The sequence below is a fragment of the Paenibacillus artemisiicola genome, from assembly GCF_017652985.1.
Lineage (GTDB): Bacteria > Bacillota > Bacilli > Paenibacillales > Paenibacillaceae > Paenibacillus_Z > Paenibacillus_Z artemisiicola.
On sequence record NZ_JAGGDJ010000056.1, the window covers coordinates 1 to 20,088 of the forward strand.

Annotated in this window: 18 protein-coding genes; 16 read left to right on the forward strand and 2 right to left on the reverse strand. The window is 61.2% G+C overall.

The window, feature by feature from the left end:
• The 8 genes from I8J29_RS29825 to I8J29_RS29860 form a co-directional block, all read left to right on the forward strand.
• A partial coding sequence (locus tag I8J29_RS29825) for a hypothetical protein (RefSeq protein WP_208850959.1) occupies positions 1-293 on the forward strand: 293 nt, incomplete at its 5' end.
• A 203-nt stretch (positions 294-496) separates the two neighbouring features.
• Positions 497-994, forward strand: coding sequence for a phosphatidylglycerophosphatase A family protein (locus I8J29_RS29830; protein ID WP_208850960.1), 498 nt, complete (start codon positions 497-499; stop codon positions 992-994).
• Between the two features lie 180 nt (positions 995-1,174).
• Positions 1,175-1,369, forward strand: a complete 195-nt coding sequence (locus I8J29_RS29835; protein WP_090640888.1) for a glutamate decarboxylase — start codon at positions 1,175-1,177, stop codon at positions 1,367-1,369.
• Between the two features lie 137 nt (positions 1,370-1,506).
• Positions 1,507-2,379, forward strand: a complete 873-nt coding sequence (gene accD, locus I8J29_RS29840; RefSeq protein WP_208850961.1) for an acetyl-CoA carboxylase, carboxyltransferase subunit beta — start codon at positions 1,507-1,509, stop codon at positions 2,377-2,379.
• Positions 2,369-3,379: an acetyl-CoA carboxylase carboxyltransferase subunit alpha gene (locus I8J29_RS29845; protein WP_090640890.1), complete on the forward strand. Its 1,011-nt coding sequence runs from the start codon at positions 2,369-2,371 to the stop codon at positions 3,377-3,379. The genes accD and I8J29_RS29845 overlap by 11 nt, the downstream gene beginning before the upstream one ends.
• Positions 3,380-3,424: 45 nt before the next feature.
• Positions 3,425-5,179 (forward strand): pyruvate kinase, encoded by a 1,755-nt coding sequence (pyk, locus tag I8J29_RS29850; RefSeq protein WP_090640892.1) that lies wholly within the window; start codon positions 3,425-3,427, stop codon positions 5,177-5,179.
• A 92-nt stretch (positions 5,180-5,271) separates the two neighbouring features.
• Positions 5,272-5,760, forward strand: a complete 489-nt coding sequence (locus I8J29_RS29855) for an acyl-CoA thioesterase (RefSeq protein ID WP_208850962.1) — start codon at positions 5,272-5,274, stop codon at positions 5,758-5,760.
• A 36-nt stretch (positions 5,761-5,796) separates the two neighbouring features.
• Positions 5,797-6,189 carry an FxsA family protein gene (locus I8J29_RS29860; RefSeq protein ID WP_208850963.1) on the forward strand — a complete coding sequence of 131 codons (393 nt, stop codon included), beginning with the start codon at positions 5,797-5,799 and terminating at the stop codon, positions 6,187-6,189.
• Positions 6,190-6,312: 123 nt separating this feature from the next.
• On the opposite strand, the gene ytvI is transcribed toward I8J29_RS29860, so the two are convergent.
• Positions 6,313-7,428, reverse strand: a complete 1,116-nt coding sequence (gene ytvI, locus I8J29_RS29865; protein ID WP_208850964.1) for a sporulation integral membrane protein YtvI — start codon at positions 7,426-7,428, stop codon at positions 6,313-6,315.
• A gap of 201 nt (positions 7,429-7,629) precedes the next feature.
• Here ytvI and ppk1 point away from each other — a divergent pair, with 201 nt between their 5' ends.
• The gene (gene ppk1 / locus I8J29_RS29870) at positions 7,630-9,690 is read left to right on the forward strand and encodes a polyphosphate kinase 1 (RefSeq protein ID WP_208850965.1); all 2,061 of its coding nucleotides are present in this window, start codon (positions 7,630-7,632) and stop codon (positions 9,688-9,690) included.
• Here the strand turns inward: ppk1 and I8J29_RS29875 are convergent, their stop codons facing one another.
• The gene (locus I8J29_RS29875; RefSeq protein WP_208850966.1) at positions 9,691-11,220 is read right to left on the reverse strand and encodes a Ppx/GppA phosphatase family protein; all 1,530 of its coding nucleotides are present in this window, start codon (positions 11,218-11,220) and stop codon (positions 9,691-9,693) included. It abuts the gene before it with no gap.
• 332 nt (positions 11,221-11,552) lie between these two features.
• Between I8J29_RS29875 and citZ the strand changes: the two genes are divergently transcribed.
• The 7 genes from citZ (at position 11,553) to I8J29_RS29910 (ending at position 19,971) form a co-directional block, all read left to right on the forward strand.
• Complete coding sequence (gene citZ / locus I8J29_RS29880; RefSeq protein WP_208850967.1) at positions 11,553-12,665, forward strand: citrate synthase; 1,113 nt, start codon at positions 11,553-11,555, stop codon at positions 12,663-12,665.
• Positions 12,666-12,816: 151 nt separating this feature from the next.
• On the forward strand, positions 12,817-14,109 hold the full coding sequence (gene icd / locus I8J29_RS29885) for an NADP-dependent isocitrate dehydrogenase (protein WP_090640901.1): 1,293 nt from the start codon (positions 12,817-12,819) through the stop codon (positions 14,107-14,109).
• A gap of 240 nt (positions 14,110-14,349) precedes the next feature.
• A complete protein-coding gene (mdh, locus tag I8J29_RS29890) occupies positions 14,350-15,291 on the forward strand; it encodes a malate dehydrogenase (RefSeq protein ID WP_208850968.1) in 942 nt (313 codons plus the stop codon).
• A 96-nt stretch (positions 15,292-15,387) separates the two neighbouring features.
• Positions 15,388-17,661 carry a DNA helicase RecQ gene (gene recQ, locus I8J29_RS29895; protein WP_208850969.1) on the forward strand — a complete coding sequence of 758 codons (2,274 nt, stop codon included), beginning with the start codon at positions 15,388-15,390 and terminating at the stop codon, positions 17,659-17,661.
• A 74-nt stretch (positions 17,662-17,735) separates the two neighbouring features.
• Complete coding sequence (locus tag I8J29_RS29900; protein WP_208850970.1) at positions 17,736-18,161, forward strand: hypothetical protein; 426 nt, start codon at positions 17,736-17,738, stop codon at positions 18,159-18,161.
• 19 nt (positions 18,162-18,180) lie between these two features.
• The gene (locus I8J29_RS29905; protein WP_208850971.1) at positions 18,181-19,155 is read left to right on the forward strand and encodes a sugar kinase; all 975 of its coding nucleotides are present in this window, start codon (positions 18,181-18,183) and stop codon (positions 19,153-19,155) included.
• The gene (locus I8J29_RS29910) at positions 19,156-19,971 is read left to right on the forward strand and encodes a DeoR/GlpR family DNA-binding transcription regulator (protein ID WP_208850972.1); all 816 of its coding nucleotides are present in this window, start codon (positions 19,156-19,158) and stop codon (positions 19,969-19,971) included.
• Positions 19,972-20,088 lie beyond the last annotated feature (117 nt).

Consider the following 20,088-nt stretch of genomic DNA (forward strand, 5'->3'; position numbering starts at 1 on the left):
AGCGCCCGGCGGCCGCGAACGGCGGCGCCGCGGGCCATGCGCGCCCGGCTCCGCCGGCGAAGCGCGCGCAGCGGCTGTACGTCAAAATCGCCGCCGGCCGCGAGGAAGCCGGCGCGCTGGAGCGGTTGAAGTCGCTGCTGACGGGCAGCCCGGGGCCGCTCGAAACCGTGCTGTTCTACGAGCGCGAAGGGCGGACCGTGGCGCTCAGCGACGCGTTCCGCGTGAAGCCGTCGCAGCAGCTGCTGGCGGGCATCGAAACGCTCTTCGGCAAAGGCTCCGCCATCGTGAAATGACGCCCGTCCGTTCAGGGGCGATCTTTAATTTTCCGGCATGCACATGTTTCCGCAACTCCGCATACATTTAGGAGACACGGAGCTAGATTGACTGACGGCTCCGCATTTTCGAAGCTTGCGCGAGATCGGCCGCCGCCCGCGCGCCGGGTCTTCCGGCTGCCCTGGACGGGCCGTTTCGTACAAGCCGATGCGGGGGGATGGGCATGTCGTCCAACATGGAAAAATGGCTGAACCGGCGAGGCGTCGAGGTGAGCGACGTGGCGGATATCGTATTTTCGCTGCAGCGCCCTTATAATCCGGACCTGACTTACCAAGAATGCGAAGAGAGCGTCCTGCACGTGCTCGGGAAGCGCGAGGTGCAGTACGTGCTGTTCACGGGGATCGCGCTGGATGAGCTGGCCGAGCGGAAGCTGCTTCCGGAGCCGCTGCAGGCGATCATGGAAGCGGACGAATCGCTGTACGGCGTCGACGAGACGCTCGCGCTCGGCATCACGAACGTCTACGGGATGATCGGCCTTACGAGCTTCGGCTACCTCGACAAGGTGAAGCCGGGCATCATCCGCAAGCTGAACGAGAAAGGCAAGCACGTCCACGTTTTTCTGGACGACCTCGTCGCCGGTCTCGCGGCCGCGGCTTCCGCGCGGATCGCGCACCAGGATCCGAAGGCCGTCCGATACGAAATCGCCGACCAGACGAATTGACACGCGATGGGAGACTTCCGGCGGGAACGGCGGGGCCGAAGGGGGCGGCGTTGCGATGGAATCTAAACATATGGTATCATTATGACATCATATGCCCAGATAACGAGAGTTTATATCGCGGCCATGGTTCTCCATGTGCGTACAGATGCCCCTTTAATAGCGGCTCAGGAGGTTCCTTTCATGTGGACGGTTATCTATATCGCGCCGACGGCAAAAATTGCGGAGAGCATCAAAAACCGGCTGACCCAGGAAGGGTTTCTCGTAAAGATAAGACCGATCAACGTTTCGAAGCAGCAGTACGAAATATTGGTCCCATCTGGCGAACTGGAAGAAGTGCAGGAAGTGCTGAACCATATTTTAAACTCGCAGCGTTAACCATAGCTTCGGCGTTTCCGGGCGCCGGCCGCGTTGCCGGAAGCGTTCGCGTTTCCGAACGCCGTCCGCGATGACGGCGGCCGCGACCGGGCGCACCGTGAAAGTTAAACTATCGCGCTCCCAAAGAGGTGTCACTCGTGTTCAAGGACTTATTCCATAAAAAAAAATACGCCACGATTCCTTCGGGCCAGCCCCGCACGAAACCGGAAATTCCGGAGGGCTTGATGTCCAAGTGCCCGAAGTGCGGCAACATTCAGTTCAGCAAGGAAATCGAGAAGAACCTGAAGGTGTGCCCGAGCTGCGGCTATCACTTCCGGCTCAGCGCCTGGGAGCGGATCGCGATCACGCTTGACGAAGGCCGCTTGACGGAATTCGACGCGGACCTCTCCTCCGAGGATCCGCTCGGTTTTCCCGGCTACGCCGCCAAAGTGGAAGCGCAAAAGAAAAGCTCCGGCCTGACCGACGCGGTCGTGACCGGAGAAGGGACGATCGGCGGACTGCCGGTCGTCGCCGCTTTCATGAGCTTCGATTTCTTCGCGGGGAGCATGGGCTCGGTCGTCGGCGAGAAGATCGCGCGCGCGATCGAACAAGCCCACGCGAAGAAGGTGCCGCTGCTCATTTTCTCGACGTCGAGCGGCGCCCGGATGCAGGAGAGCATCCTCAGCCTCATGCAGATGGCCAAGACAAGCGCCGCGCTCGCGAGATTCCAGGGCGACGGCGGTTTGTACATTTCCGTCATGACGGACCCGACGACCGGCGGCGTGTCCGCCAGCTTCGCGATGCTCGGCGACTTCAACCTGGCCGAGCCCGGCGCGCTCGTCGGCTTCGCGGGCCGCGTCGTCATCGAACAGACGATCCGCCAGAAGCTGCCGGACAACTTCCAGACGGCGGAATTCAACCTGCAGCACGGCCAGCTGGACAAAGTCGTGCACCGCAAGGAAATGAAGCCGATGCTGACCAAACTGCTGGATATGCATGCCGAGAAAGGGGATTGGATTCATGGCGGGTGAACTGCCCTTTGAGAAACCGCTGAACGAACTGCAAAAGAAAATCGAAGAGCTGAAAAAATTCGGCCAGGAATCGGGCATCGATTTCAGCGATGAAATCGCCCGCCTCGAGGAGCGCTGCAAACAGCTTCAGGAAGACCTGTACAACGAATTGACGCCCGCCCAGAAGATGCATCTGGCGCGCCATCACGGCCGCCCGACATCCCTGGATTTCATCGGCGAGATCTTTACCGACTTCATCGAACTTCACGGCGACCGGCTGTTCGCGGACGATCTGGCGATCGTCGGCGGCCTCGCCAAGCTGAACGGCGTGCCGGTCACGGTCATCGGCCATCAGCGCGGCAAAGACACGAAGGACAACATCGCGCGCTTCTTCGGCAGTCCGCACCCGGAAGGCTTCCGCAAGGCGCTGCGCCTCATGCAGCAGGCGAACAAATTCGGCCGCCCGATCGTGACGTTCATCGACACGAAGGGCGCCTATCCCGGCAACACCGCCGAAGAGCGGGGACAATCCGAGGCGATCGCGCGCAATTTGCGCGAGATGGCCACGTTCGGCGTTCCGATCATCTGCGTGGTCATCGGCGAAGGCGGCAGCGGCGGCGCGCTCGCGCTCGGCGTGGGCAACCGCGTGCTGATGCTGGAGAACGCCATTTATTCCGCGATTTCGCCGAACGGCGCGGCTTCCATTCTGTGGAAGGACGCGGGCCGCGCGGACGAAGCGGCGGCAGTCATGAAAATTACGGCCGGCGACCTGCTCGGCTTCGGGATCATCGAGGAGATCATCGAGGAGCCGCAGGGCGGCGCGCACCGCGATCTGGCGGCGCAATCCGAATCGATCAAGGAAGCGGTGTGGCGCCATTTGACGGAGCTGTCCCGCATGACCCCGGACGAGCTGATTACGGACCGTTACAATAAATTTCGCAAGGTCGGCGCCTACCGTACGCCGGCGCCGGCCGCGCAAGCGCCGGAGCCCGCGGCGGAAGCCGAGTCCGCTCAAGTTTGACAACCCAATATTCGTAGACGGAATCACGGAGGATGGAAACCACTCATGCGCAAAACAAAGATTGTATGTACGATCGGCCCTTCCAGCGAATCGCTGGAAAACACGAAAAAGCTCATTAACGCGGGCATGAACGTCGCCCGTCTGAATTTCTCGCACGGCGATTTCGAAGAGCACGGCAACCGGATCAAGAACATCCGACAAGCCAGCCGGGAGCTGGGCAAGAACGTCGCGATCCTGCTCGACACCAAAGGCCCCGAGATCCGTCTCGGCAAGCTGAAGGAAGAGCCGATCGAGCTGAACCAGGGCGAGACGATCACGCTGACGACGGAAGAAATTTTGGGCGACCGCGACCGGATTCCGGTCACGTATTCCAATCTGCCGGCCGACGTCCACGTCGGTTCGACGATTCTGATCGACGACGGCTTGATCGGGCTGACGGTCGAAGACGTGCAGGGCACGGAGATCAAGTGCCGCATCGTGAACAGCGGCCCGATCAAGAGCAAGAAGGGCGTCAACGTTCCAGGCGTGCATATCTCGCTCCCGGGCATCACGGAGAAGGACGCGGGCGATATCGTGTTCGGCATCGAGCAGGGCATCGACTTCATCGCGGCATCGTTCGTGCGCAAAGCGACGGACGTGCTCGAGATCCGCGAGTTGCTGGAGAAGCATAACGCGAGCCATATTCAGATCATCTCCAAAATCGAAAACCAGCAGGGCGTCGACAACCTCGACGAGATTCTGGAAGTGTCCGACGGCCTGATGGTCGCGCGGGGCGACCTCGGCGTGGAAATTCCGGCCGAAGAGGTGCCGCTCGTTCAGAAAAACATGATCCAGAAGTGCAACCGCGCCGGCAAGCCGGTCATCACGGCGACGCAAATGCTGGATTCCATGCAGCGCAATCCGCGCCCGACGCGCGCGGAAGCGAGCGACGTCGCGAACGCGATCTTCGACGGTACCGACGCGATCATGCTCTCCGGCGAGACGGCCGCGGGCAAGTATCCGGTGGAATCCGTGCAGACGATGTCCCGCATCGCGATGCGCGCGGAGTCGGCGCTTGATTTCCGCGAGATCTTCACGAAGCAGGCGCAAGCGCAGCAAACGACCGTGACGGAAGCGATCAGCCAAGCCGTGGCGAATTCCGCGCTCGACTTGAACGCCAAAGCGATCATCACCTCGACGGAAAGCGGCTATACGGCGCGCATGGTATCCAAATACCGTCCGAAATCGCCGGTCATCGCGGTCACGCCGAACGAGCAAGTCATGCGCCGCTTGGCCCTCATCTGGGGCGTCATTCCGTCTCTCGGTACGCCGGCGCAAACGACGGACGAGATGTTCGACATCGCCGTTCAAGGCGGCATCAATTCCGGCCTCGTGAAGCTGGGCGACACGGTCATTATTTCGGCGGGCGTGCCCGTCGGCCGTTCCGGTTCCACGAACCTGATCAAGATCCACACGATCGGCGAAATGCTGGCGAAGGGCCAAGGCATCGGCACCCAAAGCGCGACGGGCAAAGTCGTGACGGCCCGCACGCCGGAGGAAGCCGTCGCGAAGACGACCGAAGGCACGATTCTGGTGACGTCGACGACGGACCGGGAGTACATGCCCGCGATTCAGAAGGCGGCGGCCGTCATCACCGAGCAAGGCGGCATCACGAGCCATGCGGCGATCGTGGCGCTTAACCTCGGCATCCCGGTCATCCTCGGCGTGCCGAACGCGCTGGAGCTGCTGCACGACGGCATGGAAGTGACGGTGTACGCCGAGATGGGCGTCATTTACTCCGGACAAGCCAAGGTCATGTAATCGTAAGCAACCCGGCAACGGCATAGCACGTATAGAGAAGCGATGGCGCGGTAAGCGCCGTCGCTTTTCGTTCAAGTAAGGAGAGAATAACGATGGCGCAGGAAACCACCGCCGCGGCTTGCCGCTGGCATTTGCACCCGCTTCGGGTACGGTATCAGGAAAGCGACCAAATGGGCGTCGTGTTCTACGGGAATTACGTGACCTGGTTCGAGATCGGACGGACGGAGCTCGTGCGGTCGCTGGGCATGCCTTACAGCGAAATCGAGAAACAGGGGCTGCTGCTGCCGGTCGTCGACCTGGACTGCACGTACGTCTCGCCGGCACGGTACGACGATCAGGTGCTCATCTGCACGCGGATCGACGCGCTGTCGCCGGTCCGGATGGCGTTTCGCTCCGAGGTGCGGCTGATCGGGGAAGGCGAATCGTACCCGCTCTTCTGGGACTGCCCCGAACCGCCCGGGAAGCTGCTGGTCAAAGGCGGCACGCGCCACGTCTGGGTGAACCGCGATTGGCGGCCGGCCCGGCTGGACAAGGCGCTGCCCGGGATTTACGCGATGCTCGAAGCCCGCGCGCGTGCGTAGACCGTCAACGTCAGGAAGCCAAGGAGGAATGCGAACATGCTAAAATGGCTCGTTGCGGCGATCATCGTCATTCCGGCGATCGAATTGTGGGGCATTATCCGGATGGGGCATCTCATCGGGGGCTGGTGGACGTTCGGCCTCATTCTGCTGACCGGCTTTCTCGGCGCCAAGCTGGCGAGCAGCGAAGGACGCAAGGCGTTCGCCGACGTACAGGCGCAGCTGCAGAGCGGCCGGCCGCCCGGTCATGCCATGCTGAACGGCATTTGCGTGCTTATCGGCGGTCTGCTGCTGCTGCTTCCGGGCTTCTTCTCCGATATCGTGGGCATTACGCTGCTGCTCCCGATGACGCGGCCTTTCTATCGGATGCTCCTGTACCGGTGGCTGGAGAAGAAGGTCCGAAACGGTTCGTTCGTCATCCGCCGCCGCTAAGGCACGCGTGCGGAAGATGGCGCCATAGTCTCGCATCGCCCAACTTGAACGGCATGCAAAAAGACCTGCTTTCGCGAAGGAAGCAGGTCTTTGGTTTGCGTGCGTTCGCGGCTATCCTTGCGGTTACTTGGGCCCTCGGACGATGAAGCCGTAGAGGTCTCGGAAGACGTTGGCCCTATGTACGGTGGTGAGGATAACGAGCGAGACGGGCCCGATGATGAGGCCGAGCACCCCGAACAGCTTAAGGCCGACGAACATCGCGATGAGCGTGGGGAGCGCTTCGAGGCCGACGCTCGTCGCCAGCACCTTCGGTTCGATCGTCTGGCGGGCGACGAGGATGATGCCGTAGAGGACGGACAGCGAGATCCCCAGCTTGACGTCGCCATAGATGAACGTGTAGGCGATCCAAGGCACCATGGCCGCGCCGACGCCGAGGTACGGCAGCAGGTCGACGAGCCCGATGAGCATGCCGATGGTTATCGCGTAGTTCACCCCGATAATGAGCAGGCCGGTAGTGACGACGATGGCGGTAATGGAGATCATGATGAACTGGGCGCGGAGGTAGCCGAACAACGCCTTTTTGAGCTCGTTCCAGACGATGGAGACGGACTGCAGGATGCCCTGCGGGAACCAGGCGGACGTCCGCTGGCCGAGCCGGCGCCAGTCCTTGCTGATGAAGAAGGCGGCAAGCAGGACCACGACGGAGATGGTGGCGACGTTCGGAAGCGACGTGATGATGCTGACGATGCCGTTCAGGAAGTACGTTACGATGTTGGTGCTCGTCTGGGCGAGCAGATTGGCGGTATCCGAGATGCGGCTGTTGATCGGTTCCTGGTAGTTGGGATTATCCTGGTAGAAGGACGTGATCTTCTCGATCAGGTTCTGGATTTCCGGCTTGTTCATGACGTACTCGAACTGGTCCCGCCACCAATCGATGTTGCTGCTGAGCGACTTGGAGAGCGCGATGATCTCGACGACGATGCGCGTGACGAGCGCGGAGACGATCGTCAGCATCGCGACGGCGAAGACGAGGAGCGAGACCGAGACGCCGAGCCATCTGGGAATTTTTAATTTTCGGTTAAGCAGGTTGACGATCGGATTAATCGCATACGCGAGCAGCCATCCTAACAGAAAGGGATACACGAGCGGCGTGACGTAAATGACGGCGAGCACGAAGAGCACCAGCAGCGCCAGCACCAGCGCGGCGCGCCATACCCGTTTCCAGACGACACGATCCATAGACAGCAACACTCCTCCAGGTTTAAGCGGCCGATTTTTCCTGATACAATATTGTATAATTGTAGCATAGCGAGTATGGCCTTTACCAAAAAATAAGTCCGGCGTCACTTCCTTTACGCCCGTTTTACAAACTTTTAATATGCGAGAAACATTGGCCCTACATAATAGAATGGATATCTACGTTGGGAGGATCCTGGTCTGATGAACAAAATCATGTCGCCCTATTTGAACCGCGATTTAAGCTGGGTGGAGTTTAATCGCAGAGTACTGGAAGAAGCGCAGGATCCCGAAAATCCGCTGCTCGAGCGGGCCAAGTTTCTGGCCATCGTGTCGAGCAATTTGGACGAATTCATGAGCGTCCGCGTCGCGGGCATTCAAGACTTGATGAAAGCCGGCTATTCCAAACGGGATTTCACGGGCTACACGCCCGCCGGCTTATGGAAAAGGCTGATCAAACGTACCGGCCAGATGGTGTCGGATCAATACCGGACCTACCGCGAAGTGCTGCGGGGGCTGACGCGCGAGGGCATCTGCTTCCGCGCGCTCGACGAATTGAATCCGCAGCAGCTTCGGGCGGTCGACGAATATTTCCACGAAATCGTGTTTCCGGTGCTGACGCCGATGGCGGTCGACCAGAGCCGCCCGTTCCCGCTGCTGCACTCCAAGGAGCTATATCTGGCCGTACTCCTCGGCCGCGGCGAGCAGCCGGAGCCCGAAGAAGAGCCGTTCTTCGCGATCGTGCAGGTGCCGTCGATTCTGCAGCGTTTCGTGCAGGTCCCGGGCCGGGTCAACAGCAAGAAGCATGAATTCGTGCTGCTCGAGCATCTGATCGAACGCCATATCGCCACGCTGTTCAATGGATATACGACGATCGCGGTCGATCCGTTCCGTTTGACGCGAAATGCCGATTTGACGCTCAACGAGGAAGGCGCGGAGGATTTGCTGGAGGAGATCGAGAAGGAGCTGCGCCGCCGGCGCTGGGGGCTTCCGGTCCGCCTGGAATACGTCAAAGGGATGCATGCGTTCTCGCTGCAAATGCTGAAGGAGGAGCTCGAGCTCGGGGAGAACCTTTTCGAGATCGACGGACCGCTCGACCTCAGCTTCCTGATGCGCTTCGCCGGCTCGCTGGACGGATACGAGACGCTGCGCTATCCCAAGATCGAACCGGTGTACCCGCACGAATTCGAGGAGACGGACGACCTGTTCGCCGTATTGCGGCAGGAGGACGTGCTCGTCTATCATCCGTACGAGTCGTTCGAAGCGGTCACCGACTTCGTCATGGACGCGGCGCAGGATCCCAATGTGCTCGCGATCAAGATGACGCTGTACCGGGTCAGCGGCCAGTCCGCGCTCGTGCAGGCGCTGGCGCTGGCCGCGGAGTCGGGCAAGCAGGTGACCGTCGTCGTGGAATTGAAAGCGAGGTTCGACGAGGAACGGAACATCGCTTGGGCGCGCCAGCTGGAGAAAGCCGGCTGCCACGTCGTGTACGGTCTCGTAGGATTGAAGACCCATGCGAAAATCACGCTCGTGGTTCGCCGGGAGCAGGGCATGCTGCGCCGCTACGTCCATGTCGGCACCGGCAATTACAACGACAACACGGCCAAGCTGTACACGGACATCGGCCTCTTCACGAGCCATCCCGTCATCGGGGCGGACGCTTCCGCGCTGTTCAACGAAATCACCGGCTATTCGTCGCCGTACGAATGGCAGGCGTTCGGCGTCGCGCCGACGGATTTGCGGCAGAAGCTGTTCGGGCTGATCGACCGCGAGAAGGCGCATGCGGCGGAAGGGCGGCCGGCGCACATCATCGCCAAAATGAACAGCCTGTCGAATCAGGAAATGATCGACAAGCTGTACGAGGCGTCCATGGCGGGCGTCAAGATCGAGCTCATCGTCCGCGGCGTATGCTGTTTGCGTCCCGGCGTGCCGGGCTTGAGCGAGAATATCCGGATCATCAGCATCGTCGACCGGTTTCTGGAGCATTCCCGGATCATGTATTTCCATAACGGCGGCGACGAGGAGCTCTTCCTCTCCAGCGCCGACTGGATGACGCGGAATTTGACCCGCCGGATCGAGCTGATGTGCCCGGTCTTCGACGCTCGGCTCCGCGGCGTGCTTATGAACGTGCTGCGCATGAACCTGAACGACAACGCGAAAGCGCGGGAGCTGACGTCGAACGGCAGCTACGAGCCGGTCCACAACGAGCTCCAGCCGCTGCGGAGCCAGTTCCAGGCGACCAACATCCGCAGGTGGAAATATTGATCAGCGGAGATCCGGCGCGTAGAGAACCGGAGACAAGCCCCACAGCTTCTTGAAATCGCCGGCCAGCGCGTCGACTTCCTTCCGTTCGATGGCCAGAGCGCCGTTCGCCCGTACCGCTCTTAGATGAAGCGCGCCGTCCGCCGCTTCGGCCTCGAGACGGCCGATGGCCTGCGTCTCGCTGCGGTCGAGCGCGATCGCGAGCTGTAGCAGCATGCCGAGCAGGGCGACGAGCGCGATGTCGTCCTCGGTGAGCAGCGGCTTGTACAGGACGGCCGTCTGCTTCACGCGGTTTTTGCTTTTGTAGGACGCGATCAGGGAACAGATGAGCAGTTCCCGGTGGGACAAGCCGTTCAGCCGGGAGTTGATCATGAGATAGAACGTATGCTTCTTGTAATCGTAATAGTCGATGCTCGCGCCGATCCGGTGGAGCGTGGACGCGATGTCGAGGTACAGCTTGGCGCTGCCGGCGTCCGCCAGCCTCGGGCAGAGAAGCTCTGCGAGCTGGAGCGCGAGCCGATTGACTTGCGACGTATGCTGCAGCGGCGCTTCCGGGTGCAGGGCGGCCAGATTGTTCACGCTGTACGAGACGACGTCGTCGAGCCGGGGCTTGTCCGGGAAACGGGTGGAGTAGAACAGTCCGTCCCGCAGGCCGGCGCCGCAAATCACGTAATGCGAAGCGCCGACCGCGCGGAAGATCGTCCGCAGGATGGCCAAGCCGGGCACGATGATGTCCACGCGGTCCTTGGACAAGCCGGGAAAATTTTTGCGCTTGCCGATCGGCAGCTTGCGGAGCAGCTCGAACAGCTCGCCGGCCGCATCGCCCGCGATGGGGTAGTTATGCGTGCTTTCGAACGGGTATTTGACGTACGCCTGGTGCATTTTGCCGAGCGAACGGACGGTGCCGCCGACGCCGACGAGCGGCTGCCCCGAAGCCTGCTTAAGCCAGGAATGACGGGCGACGGCTTGTTCGACATGCTGCTCCAGCTCCTTCAGGGACTGGTCGGACAGCATGCCGTTCTTGGCGTATTGCCGGGTTAGGGAGACGCAGCCGAACGGGAACGACACGGCCTGGACGAGGCTTCGGTCCTTGAACAGGGACACTTCCGTGCTGCCGCCGCCGATGTCGATCAGGAACCCGTCCCGGACGGGCATCGTGTTGATCATGCCGAGAAATCCGTAGCCGGCTTCCTGCTCGCCGGAGATAAGCTCGATCGGCAGCCCGGTTTCGGCCTCGATCCGCCGGAGCACGCGGTCGCGGTTGGCGGAATTGCGGATGGCGGCCGTCGCGACGGCGCGGATCATGCCCGTTTTGTGATGGGCGCAGATCAGGCGGAAATGATTGACCATGTCGACCAGTTCGTCGACGGTTCCTTCGGGCAGGGCGCCGTTCTCGTCCACGTGCTCGCTGAGCCGGGCAGCCCGTTTGCTGCCGTCGATGACCCGGTTGGCGCCGCCCGCGGTCCGTTCGTAGACGACGAGGCGGACGGAGTTGGAGCCGATATCGATGATGCCGATGCGTTGTTCTGTCATAGTGCGGGTATCCTCCTTCGCGGCCGCTTGTGTAATCGCTACCGCACATTTTACCATTTGCCGCTGCCTACAACAAAGCGGTTTTTATTTGAAGCCGGAGGGTAAAAGCCTGTTGTTCTGGGTAAAATCATGGAAGGATTTCACCCGGAAACGCCGTTTTTACGCGGGAAAAAAGCTTTTATGATGCCGATAAAGCATTTTTATGTCTTGTTTTGTTTCCTTCCGCATCGAAATCCGATATGATTAAATACGACGATACGGAACTCGAATCCAACTATTGTTAAAACGTACAATGCATTTTTTAAATAAAAAGTGCTAAAGGAGAGAGAAACATGACAGTAACCAAAGGACTGGAAGGGATCGTCGCCACGACCTCCTCGATCAGCTCGATCATCGACGGCGTTCTGACTTACCGCGGGATCAACATCGACGATTTGGCGGAGAACGCGACGTTCGAAGAAGTGGCTTACCTGCTCTGGTACGGCAAACTTCCGAGCCAATCCGAGCTGAACGGGCTCCTGAAGCAAATCGGCGAATACGCGGCTGTACCGGCAAGCGTGCTGGAAAGCCTGAAGCTTTATCCGAAAAACACCAATTCCATGGCCGCTCTGCGCACGGCCGTTTCGAGCCTGGCGCTCTACGACGAGCAGGCGAACGATATGTCCAAGGAAGCCAACCTGCGCAAAGCCATCAAGATCCAGGCTCAAATTCCGACGCTGATCGCCGCGTTCGCGCGCATCCGCGACGGCAAAGAGCCGATCGCGCCGAAGCAAGGCACGTCCATCGCGCACAACTTCCTGTACATGCTGAACGGCACGGAGCCGGATCAAGTCGCGGTCAAAGCGCTTGACCAAGCGCTCGTCCTTCACGCCGACCACGAGCTGAACGCGTCGACGTTCGCGGCGCGCGTCACCGTCGCGACCCTGTCGGACATCTACTCCGGCATTACGTCCGCGATCGGCGCGCTCAAAGGCCCGCTGCACGGCGGCGCAAACGAAGCGGTCATGGTCATGCTCGAAGAGATCGGCTCGTTCAGCAACGTCGAGCCTTACATCAACGAGAAGCTGGCGAACAAAGAGAAAATCATGGGCTTCGGCCACCGCGTGTACAAGAACGGCGATCCGCGCGCGAAGCATCTGCAAAAGATGTCCCGCGAGCTTGGCAAGCTGACGGGCAACATGGAGCTGTACGAAACGTCCGTCAAAATCGAAGAGATCGTCACGGGCCAAAAAGGACTGAAGCCGAACGTCGACTTCTACTCCGCCTCCGTCTATACGACGCTCGGCATCCCGCGCGACCTGTTCACGCCGATCTTCGCGATCAGCCGCGCATCGGGATGGACCGCCCACATTCTGGAGCAATACGATAACAACCGCCTGATTCGCCCGCGCGCGGAATACACGGGTCCGGTCGATCAGAAAGTCACGCCGATCGCGCAGCGTTAAGCGACAACTGCAAATGGACGCCGAGGGGACAACCCCCGCGCCGTCTTGCCTCTGACGGGGTGTTGACGCGCAGCTCGCATTCGGGCTGCGTTGCCGGCTCCCGTCAAGTTATGTATACTGAACAAATACGTTTATAGGAGGAATTCATCCCATGCAATTGGAAAAATTCGCGCTGCCTACAGAAGGCGAAAAAATCACAATCGATAACGGCTTGCTTCAAGTGCCGAACAACCCTATCATTCCTTTCATCGAAGGCGACGGCACGGGCCGCGACATCTGGAAAGCCTCCAAGCGCGTGCTGGACGCGGCCGTAGAGAAAGCTTACGGCGGTCAGAAAAAAATCGCGTGGTACGAAGTATTCGCCGGCGAAAAAGCGTACAATACGTATGGCGAATGGCTCCCTGCCGACACGCTGACGGCAATCCGCGAATACATCGTGGCGATCAAAGGCCCGCTGACGACGCCGATCGGCGGCGGCATCCGTTCCTTGAACGTCGCGCTGCGCCAAGAACTCGACCTGTACGTCTGCCTTCGTCCGGTCCGTTACTTCGACGGCGTGCCTTCCCCGGTTAAACATCCGGAGCTCGTGAACATGGTCATCTTCCGCGAGAACACGGAAGACATCTATGCCGGCATCGAGTACCAAGAAGGCTCCGACGACGTGAAGAAAGTCATCGCGTTCCTCCAGAACGAGATGGGCGTCAACAAAATCCGCTTCCCGGAAACGTCCGGCATTGGCATCAAGCCGGTTTCGGCTGAAGGCTCGAAGCGTCTGGCCCGCGCCGCGATCGAATACGCGCTGAAGCATGGCCGCAAGTCGGTTACGCTCGTGCATAAAGGCAACATCATGAAGTTCACGGAAGGCGCGTTCAAAAACTGGGGCTACGAAGTGGCCGAGCAGGAGTTCGCGGACAAAACGTTCACGTGGGGCCAATACGACCGCATTAAAGAAGCGGAAGGCGTAGACGCCGCCAACAAAGCGCAAAAAGAAGCGGAAGCGGAAGGCAAGCTGATCGTGAAGGACGCCATCGCCGATATCGCGCTGCAGCAAGTGCTGACGCGTCCGACGGACTTCGACGTCATCGCGACGCTGAACCTGAACGGCGATTATCTGTCCGACGCGCTGGCTGCCCAAGTCGGCGGCATCGGCATCGCGCCGGGCGCCAACATCAACTACCTGACGGGACACGCGATCTTCGAAGCGACGCACGGCACGGCTCCGAAGTATGCCGACAAAGACGTCGTGAACCCGGGCTCCGTCATCCTGTCCGGCGTTATGCTCCTCGAGCACCTGGGCTGGCAGGAAGCCGCAGACTCCATCTACAAAGGTCTGGAAACGGCAATCAACAACAAAACGGTCACGTACGACTTCGCCCGCCTGATGGAAGGCGCGACGGAAGTCAAGTGCTCCGAATTCGCCGACCAAATCATCAAACATCTGTAAGGGCCGATTCGGCGCCCTTCTCACATTTCTTTGAGCCGAGGCTTGTCCCCTGGACAACCGGCTCGGGAGCAACCGCAAGATCCGCATAGGCTAGCGCCATGCGGATTTTGCCCGCTTTGCCGCCATTCGCGGGCGGCTTCACGCATGCAGCGCAGCTTTGCTTCGGACCCATTGGCCGCTTGACGCATCCAGACGCAGTTGTTCATTTGACCGCTTAGCGGCGAAGGAGGCAATACCCAGATGGCGATTCAACGGAATAAGATTACGGTCGTCGGCGCCGGCTTCACGGGGGCAACCACGGCCCTGATGCTGGCGCAAAAAGAGCTCGGCGATGTCGTGCTCGTCGATATTCCCCAGCTGGAGAACCCGACGAAGGGCAAAGCGCTCGACATGATGGAATCGACGCCGGTCCAAGGCATCGACGCCAAAATCGTCGGTACGTCGAGCTACGAGGACACCAAAGGCTCCCAGGTCGTCATCATCACGGCTGGCATCGCCCGCAAGCCGGGCATGAGCCGGGACGACTTGGTCAACACGAACGCAGGCATCGTGAAGTCCGTGTGCGAGAACGTCAAAGCGACGAGTCCCGACGCGTACGTCATCATTCTATCCAATCCGGTCGATGCGATGACCTATGTCGCGTATAACGCGCTGGGCTTTCCGAAAAACCGCGTCATCGGCCAGTCGGGCGTTCTCGATACCGCCCGCTACTGCACGTTCATCGCGGAAGAGCTGAACGTCTCCGTCGAGGACGTCCGCGGCTTCGTGCTCGGCGGACACGGCGACGACATGGTGCCGCTCGTGCGGTACTCGAACGTCGGCGGCATTCCGATCGAGAAGCTTATTCCGGCCGAGCGGATCGAGGCGATCGTGCAGCGAACGCGCGTCGGCGGCGGCGAGATCGTCAACCTGCTCGGCAACGGCAGCGCGTATTACGCGCCGGCGGCTTCCCTCGTGCAGATGACCGAGGCGATTCTGAAGGACAAGAAGCGGATCACGCCGGTCATCGCGCTCCTGGAGGGCGAATACGGCTACGACAACCTGTTCATGGGCGTTCCGGCGATTCTCGGCGGCGACGGCATCGAGAAGATTTTCGAGCTCGACCTGACCGGCGAAGAGAAAGCCGCCCTCGACAAATCCGCGGATTCGGTCCGCGGCGTCATCGCCATCGTCCAAGGCTGAGCTTAGCGGACTTGCAATTGACTCATGAAGCACATGAGACCCTGACCGAGCATCGTCAGGGTCTCTGTTTTTATCGAACGAAGGAGGAGGGGTATCATGCATCAGGAAGCGCTGCAGACGCTGAAGCAAGTGTACGGCTACGACAGCTTCCGCAAAGGACAGAGCGACATCATCGAAGGGCTGCTGGACGGCAAGGACACGCTGGCGATTTTGCCGACCGGCGGGGGGAAATCCGTCTGTTACCAAATTCCGGCGATGCTGCTGCCCGGCACGACGATCGTCGTCTCGCCGCTCATTTCGCTGATGAAGGATCAGGTGGACACATTGAACCGGCTGGGGGTATCCGCGGCTTACCTGAACAGCTCGCTCGACGCCGCTGCGTACCGGGAGGTCGTCCGGCAAACGTCGCAGGGCGCCTACAAGCTGCTCTACGTCGCGCCCGAGCGGCTCGACGGCGGCATGTTCGAATCGCTGTCCTCGCAGCTGCACATCCCGCTCATCGCCATCGACGAAGCGCACTGCGTCTCCCAATGGGGCCATGACTTCCGCCCGAGCTACCGCCAGCTGGCGGGGTGGATCGGCCGGCTCGAGAACCGTCCGCCGGTCGCCGCGTTCACCGCGACGGCGACGCCGGAGGTATCGGAGGACATCGCGGCCATGCTCGGCCTGCACCGGCCGAATATTTTCGTCACGGGCTTCGCGCGCACGAACTTGACGTTGTCGGTCGTCACGGGGACGGACAAACGGAAGTTTTTGCGCGACTTCGTGCGGCAGCGGCCGGACCAGTCCGGCATCGTCTATACCGCGACGCGGAAGGAAGCCGAGGAGGTCTGCGACGATCTGTCGAAGCTCGGCGTCTCGGTCGGCAAGTACCACGGCGGCTTGAACGACGAAGAGCGCGCCGACGCGCAGGAGCGCTTCCGGTTCGACGACAACCGGGTCATGGTGGCGACGAACGCGTTCGGCATGGGCATCGACAAGCCGAACGTCCGGTACGTCGTGCATTGGCAGATGCCCGGCGACGTGGAGTCGTACTACCAGGAGGCGGGCCGCGCGGGACGGGACGGCGAGGAGAGCGAATGCGTGCTGCTGTTCGAGCCTCAGGACGTGCAGGTGCAGCGCTTCCTGATCGACCGCGGCACGGCGGACCCGGACCGCAAGACGATTCAGCTCAACAAACTTTACACGATGATGCATTACGCCCGGACCGAGAAGTGTCTGCTGCAGTACATCGTGAAATACTTCGGCGAAGCGGACGTGCCGGAATGCGGCAAATGCAGCAACTGTCTGGACGCCAGCGCGATGGCGGACGTGACGGAGGACGCCCGGAAGGCGTTGTCCTGCGTCGGGCGGCTGAAAGGGCGGTTCGGCATCTCGATGGCGGCGAAGGTGCTGAAGGGCTCGCGGGAGAAGCGGATCCTCGAATTCGGCTTCGACCGGCTGTCGACGTACGGCCTCATGCGCCAGTGGGCGGAGCGGGACATTTCCGACCTGCTCTATTATCTTGTGGCGGAGGGATATCTGCGCATCAGCGACGGCGAATACCCGACGGTCTCGCTGACGGCGGAGGCGCTGCCGGTGCTGGAGGGCACGGTTCCCGTCCATCGCCGCCAGAGCGCGGCGGCCAAACGGCGGGACGCGGGCGGTACGGGGCTGTCCGCCGCGAACGCGCCGCTGTTTGAAGCGCTGCGGGAGTGGCGCAGGGAGACGGCCGCGCGCGAGAAGGTGCCGCCGTTCATGCTGTTCTTCGACGCGGCGCTGCGCGAAATCGCCGACCGGCAGCCCGTAACCTCGGAGCAGCTGCTCGGCGTGAAGGGCATCGGGGCCGCGAAGGTGTCGAAGTATGGACATGACGTCATCGCGATCGTGCGTAAATTCAAGCAGGAGGCGGGCGGATCATCAGCCGGAGGCGCGGCGGACGAGGACGCCTCGATGCAGCCGGCGCTCTTCGACGTCGCCGCGGCCGGGGATGCCGGAAGCGGGAGAGACGCGGGATCGAGGGCGAGCGTCTCGGGGAGCGCCGCGGACGCGGCGTCCGGCGGCGAGCTTGCGCGGCTTGAAGGCATGCCGAGCCATCTTCAGACGCTCGCCTTGTACGCGGATGGCAAGTCTCTTGCCGACATCGCCGGCCTTCGGGGCATGAGCCGCGTAACGATCGAGAATCATTTGCTGCGCTGCGGGGAAGAGGGCGAGGAGCTGCCGTGGAACGAGTTCATTCCCGAGCGGCACGAAGCGCTCATCGTGGAGACGATCGGCCGCGTCGGGGCGGACAAGCTGAAGCCGATCAAGGAAGCGCTGCCCGACGAGATCGACTATTTCGCCATCAAAGCCGTGATCGTGAAGCACCGTTTGTCGGCAGCCGGCGAATGAACCGATTTCTTTGAATTGGCAGGCCGATTTTAGTATACTCATAAGTGACTATGAATTACCGAGGAGGACGCTAGATGTTTAGTTTCATGCTCTTTTTGCACGTTATCGGCGCGGCGGGATTGGGATTCTATATTGCCCTTCCGTTCATGGCCGGACGTGCGTCCAAGCTCGACGGGGGCGGACAAGCCGGCCTGGCCGACGGACTCGTCTCCGCGAACCGCATCGCCCAATATTTTCTCGTGCTTCAGCTTCTGACGGGCGGCTACTTGATGTCGCAAAGCGACTACGCGGTCATCTGGATGATCATCGTTATCGTTCTCTTCCTGGCGATCGCCGCGCTCGGCGGCATCATCACGAAGCCGCTCAAGCGAATTTCCGCTTCGATCCAAAGCGGTCAAAGCGCATCGGCGCATATCGCGAAGGTGCGTACGCTGAGCGTCGTGCTGCTGCTCGTGTACCTGGTGACGATCTACTTCATGAAATACCCGATTCTGAAATAGGTTGCGGCAGCGACCTGCAATGGAGGGGATACGGTTGTCGAATACGCAAGCACCGGATTTGCTGACCTTCGGGGAAACGATGGCGCTCTTCATGCCGCAGGAATACCGGAGCCTCGAGCAGGCGTCTTCGCTGGAGCAAAGCTTCGGCGGAGCGGAAAGCAACGTCGCGATCGGCGTCGCGCGGCTCGGCTGTTCGGCCGGCTGGTTCGGCGCGCTGGGCGACGATCCGTTCGGCCGGATGATCCGGAAGCGGGTCCGCGGGGAAGGCGTCGACGTCTCGCGATCGAAGCTCGTGCCGGACGCGCCGACGGGCATGATGTTCCGCGAAACGGTCGCCGGCAAGCTGGCCGTGCATTATTACCGCAAGCATTCCGCCGCCAGCCGCATGACGCCGGGCGACTTGGATCTCGACTACATAAAGGGCTGCAAGATCCTGCACGTGACGGGCATCACGCCGGCGCTGAGCGACAACTGCAGGGAAACGCTGCTCGCGGCCGTGTCGGCGGCCAAAGCCGCGGGCGCGCGCATCAGTTTCGATCCCAATCTTAGGCTCAAGCTGTGGACGATCGAAGAGGCGCGCCGCGTCGTGCTGCCGCTCGCCGAACAGGCGGACTACTTCCTGCCCGGCTGGGACGAGCTGCGCCTGCTGTACGAGACGGATAATTTCGCGGAGGCGAAGGAACGGCTGTCCCGCTTGAATGCGGTCAGCATCGTGAAAGGCGTCGGCGATACGACGGTGGTGCTGGAGAACGGCGACTCGCTCGAGATTCCGTTTTATCCCGCCGATAAGGTCGTCGATACGGTCGGCGCCGGCGACGCGTTTTGCTCCGGCTTCCTCGCCGGCTTGCTGAAGGGGATGACGCCGGCGGAGGCGGTCCGTCTCGGCAGCATCAACGGCTCGCTCGTCGTGCAGATGCGCGGCGACTGGGAGGCGCTCCCGGATTGGGAGACGGCAAGCCGGAGATTATCGGACAAAGGCTGGGTGGAACGGTAAATGGCGGACGCGCAATCGTCGAAAGGGCAGCGCCGGCGGGAAGGCATCATGAACGCGTTGAAGCGGCAGGGGCGGATTACGATCCAGGAGGTCGTCGAACGCTTCGGCGTCTCCGAAGCGACGGCGCGCCGAGACCTTGAACTGATGGAGAAAGCCGAGCCCGTGATTCGGACGATTGGCGGCGCCATGTACGACGGGATGAACGCGGTGCGCGAGCTGCCCTTCGCCGAGAAGGAAGGACTGTTCTTCCTCGAGAAGGAACGGATCGCCGCGGCCGCGGCAAGCCTTATAACCGAAGGCGACGTCGTCGGTCTCTCCGGGGGCACGACGAATTATTTGCTGGCGAAGCTGCTCAAGACGCGGCGCGGCATCACGGTCGTGACGAACACGGTCAACGTGGCGATGGAGCTCGCGGGCAGCGAGATCAACGTCGTCGTGACCGGCGGCATGATGCGGCACAACAGCTTCGAGCTGTGCGGCCCGCTCGGCGAAGGATTGGTCGCGCAGCTGAACATCGGCAAAATGTTTCTCGGCGTCGACGGCGTGTCCTCGACGGGCGGCATCACGACCTACTCCGAGCAGGAGGCCCATATCGCGCGGGCGATGATCCGGCGGTCGCAGGCCACGTACGCGATGTTCGACCATACGAAGGTCGGCCGGACGTCGCTCTTCTCCATCGCTTCGCTGGCGGAGCTGCAAGGCTTCATCACCGACCGCGAGCTGCCGCAGCAGCTAGCTGCATACGCGCGGACGCACGGCATTCAGACGGTCGTCGCCGGCGGCCAGGATTCGGAGATGCGGCCGAAGCAGGGATAACCGGATAAACGCTCGCGTCCGCTACGGCGGAGCGGGCGTTTTTGCCGATGAACGCCGTGCCCGGGCAAATCCGAACAAATTATTATAATAAATTGCCTATTTTGTCCCTTACCCTTT

Coding starts and splice junctions, on each gene's coding strand:
- I8J29_RS29835 (WP_090640888.1), top strand. CDS start 1,175: ATGTGGACGGTTATCTATATCGCGCCGACGGCAAAAATTGCGGAGAGC.
- icd (WP_090640901.1), top strand. CDS start 12,817: ATGCAATTGGAAAAATTCGCGCTGCCTACAGAAGGCGAAAAAATCACA.
- recQ (WP_208850969.1), top strand. CDS start 15,388: ATGCATCAGGAAGCGCTGCAGACGCTGAAGCAAGTGTACGGCTACGAC.
- ytvI (WP_208850964.1), bottom strand. CDS start 7,428: ATGGATCGTGTCGTCTGGAAACGGGTATGGCGCGCCGCGCTGGTGCTG.
- I8J29_RS29900 (WP_208850970.1), top strand. CDS start 17,736: ATGTTTAGTTTCATGCTCTTTTTGCACGTTATCGGCGCGGCGGGATTG.
- I8J29_RS29860 (WP_208850963.1), top strand. CDS start 5,797: ATGCTAAAATGGCTCGTTGCGGCGATCATCGTCATTCCGGCGATCGAA.
- ppk1 (WP_208850965.1), top strand. CDS start 7,630: ATGAACAAAATCATGTCGCCCTATTTGAACCGCGATTTAAGCTGGGTG.
- I8J29_RS29875 (WP_208850966.1), bottom strand. CDS start 11,220: ATGACAGAACAACGCATCGGCATCATCGATATCGGCTCCAACTCCGTC.
- I8J29_RS29845 (WP_090640890.1), top strand. CDS start 2,369: ATGGCGGGTGAACTGCCCTTTGAGAAACCGCTGAACGAACTGCAAAAG.
- pyk (WP_090640892.1), top strand. CDS start 3,425: ATGCGCAAAACAAAGATTGTATGTACGATCGGCCCTTCCAGCGAATCG.
- I8J29_RS29910 (WP_208850972.1), top strand. CDS start 19,156: ATGGCGGACGCGCAATCGTCGAAAGGGCAGCGCCGGCGGGAAGGCATC.
- I8J29_RS29905 (WP_208850971.1), top strand. CDS start 18,181: ATGGAGGGGATACGGTTGTCGAATACGCAAGCACCGGATTTGCTGACC.
- citZ (WP_208850967.1), top strand. CDS start 11,553: ATGACAGTAACCAAAGGACTGGAAGGGATCGTCGCCACGACCTCCTCG.
- I8J29_RS29855 (WP_208850962.1), top strand. CDS start 5,272: ATGGCGCAGGAAACCACCGCCGCGGCTTGCCGCTGGCATTTGCACCCG.
- I8J29_RS29830 (WP_208850960.1), top strand. CDS start 497: ATGTCGTCCAACATGGAAAAATGGCTGAACCGGCGAGGCGTCGAGGTG.
- mdh (WP_208850968.1), top strand. CDS start 14,350: ATGGCGATTCAACGGAATAAGATTACGGTCGTCGGCGCCGGCTTCACG.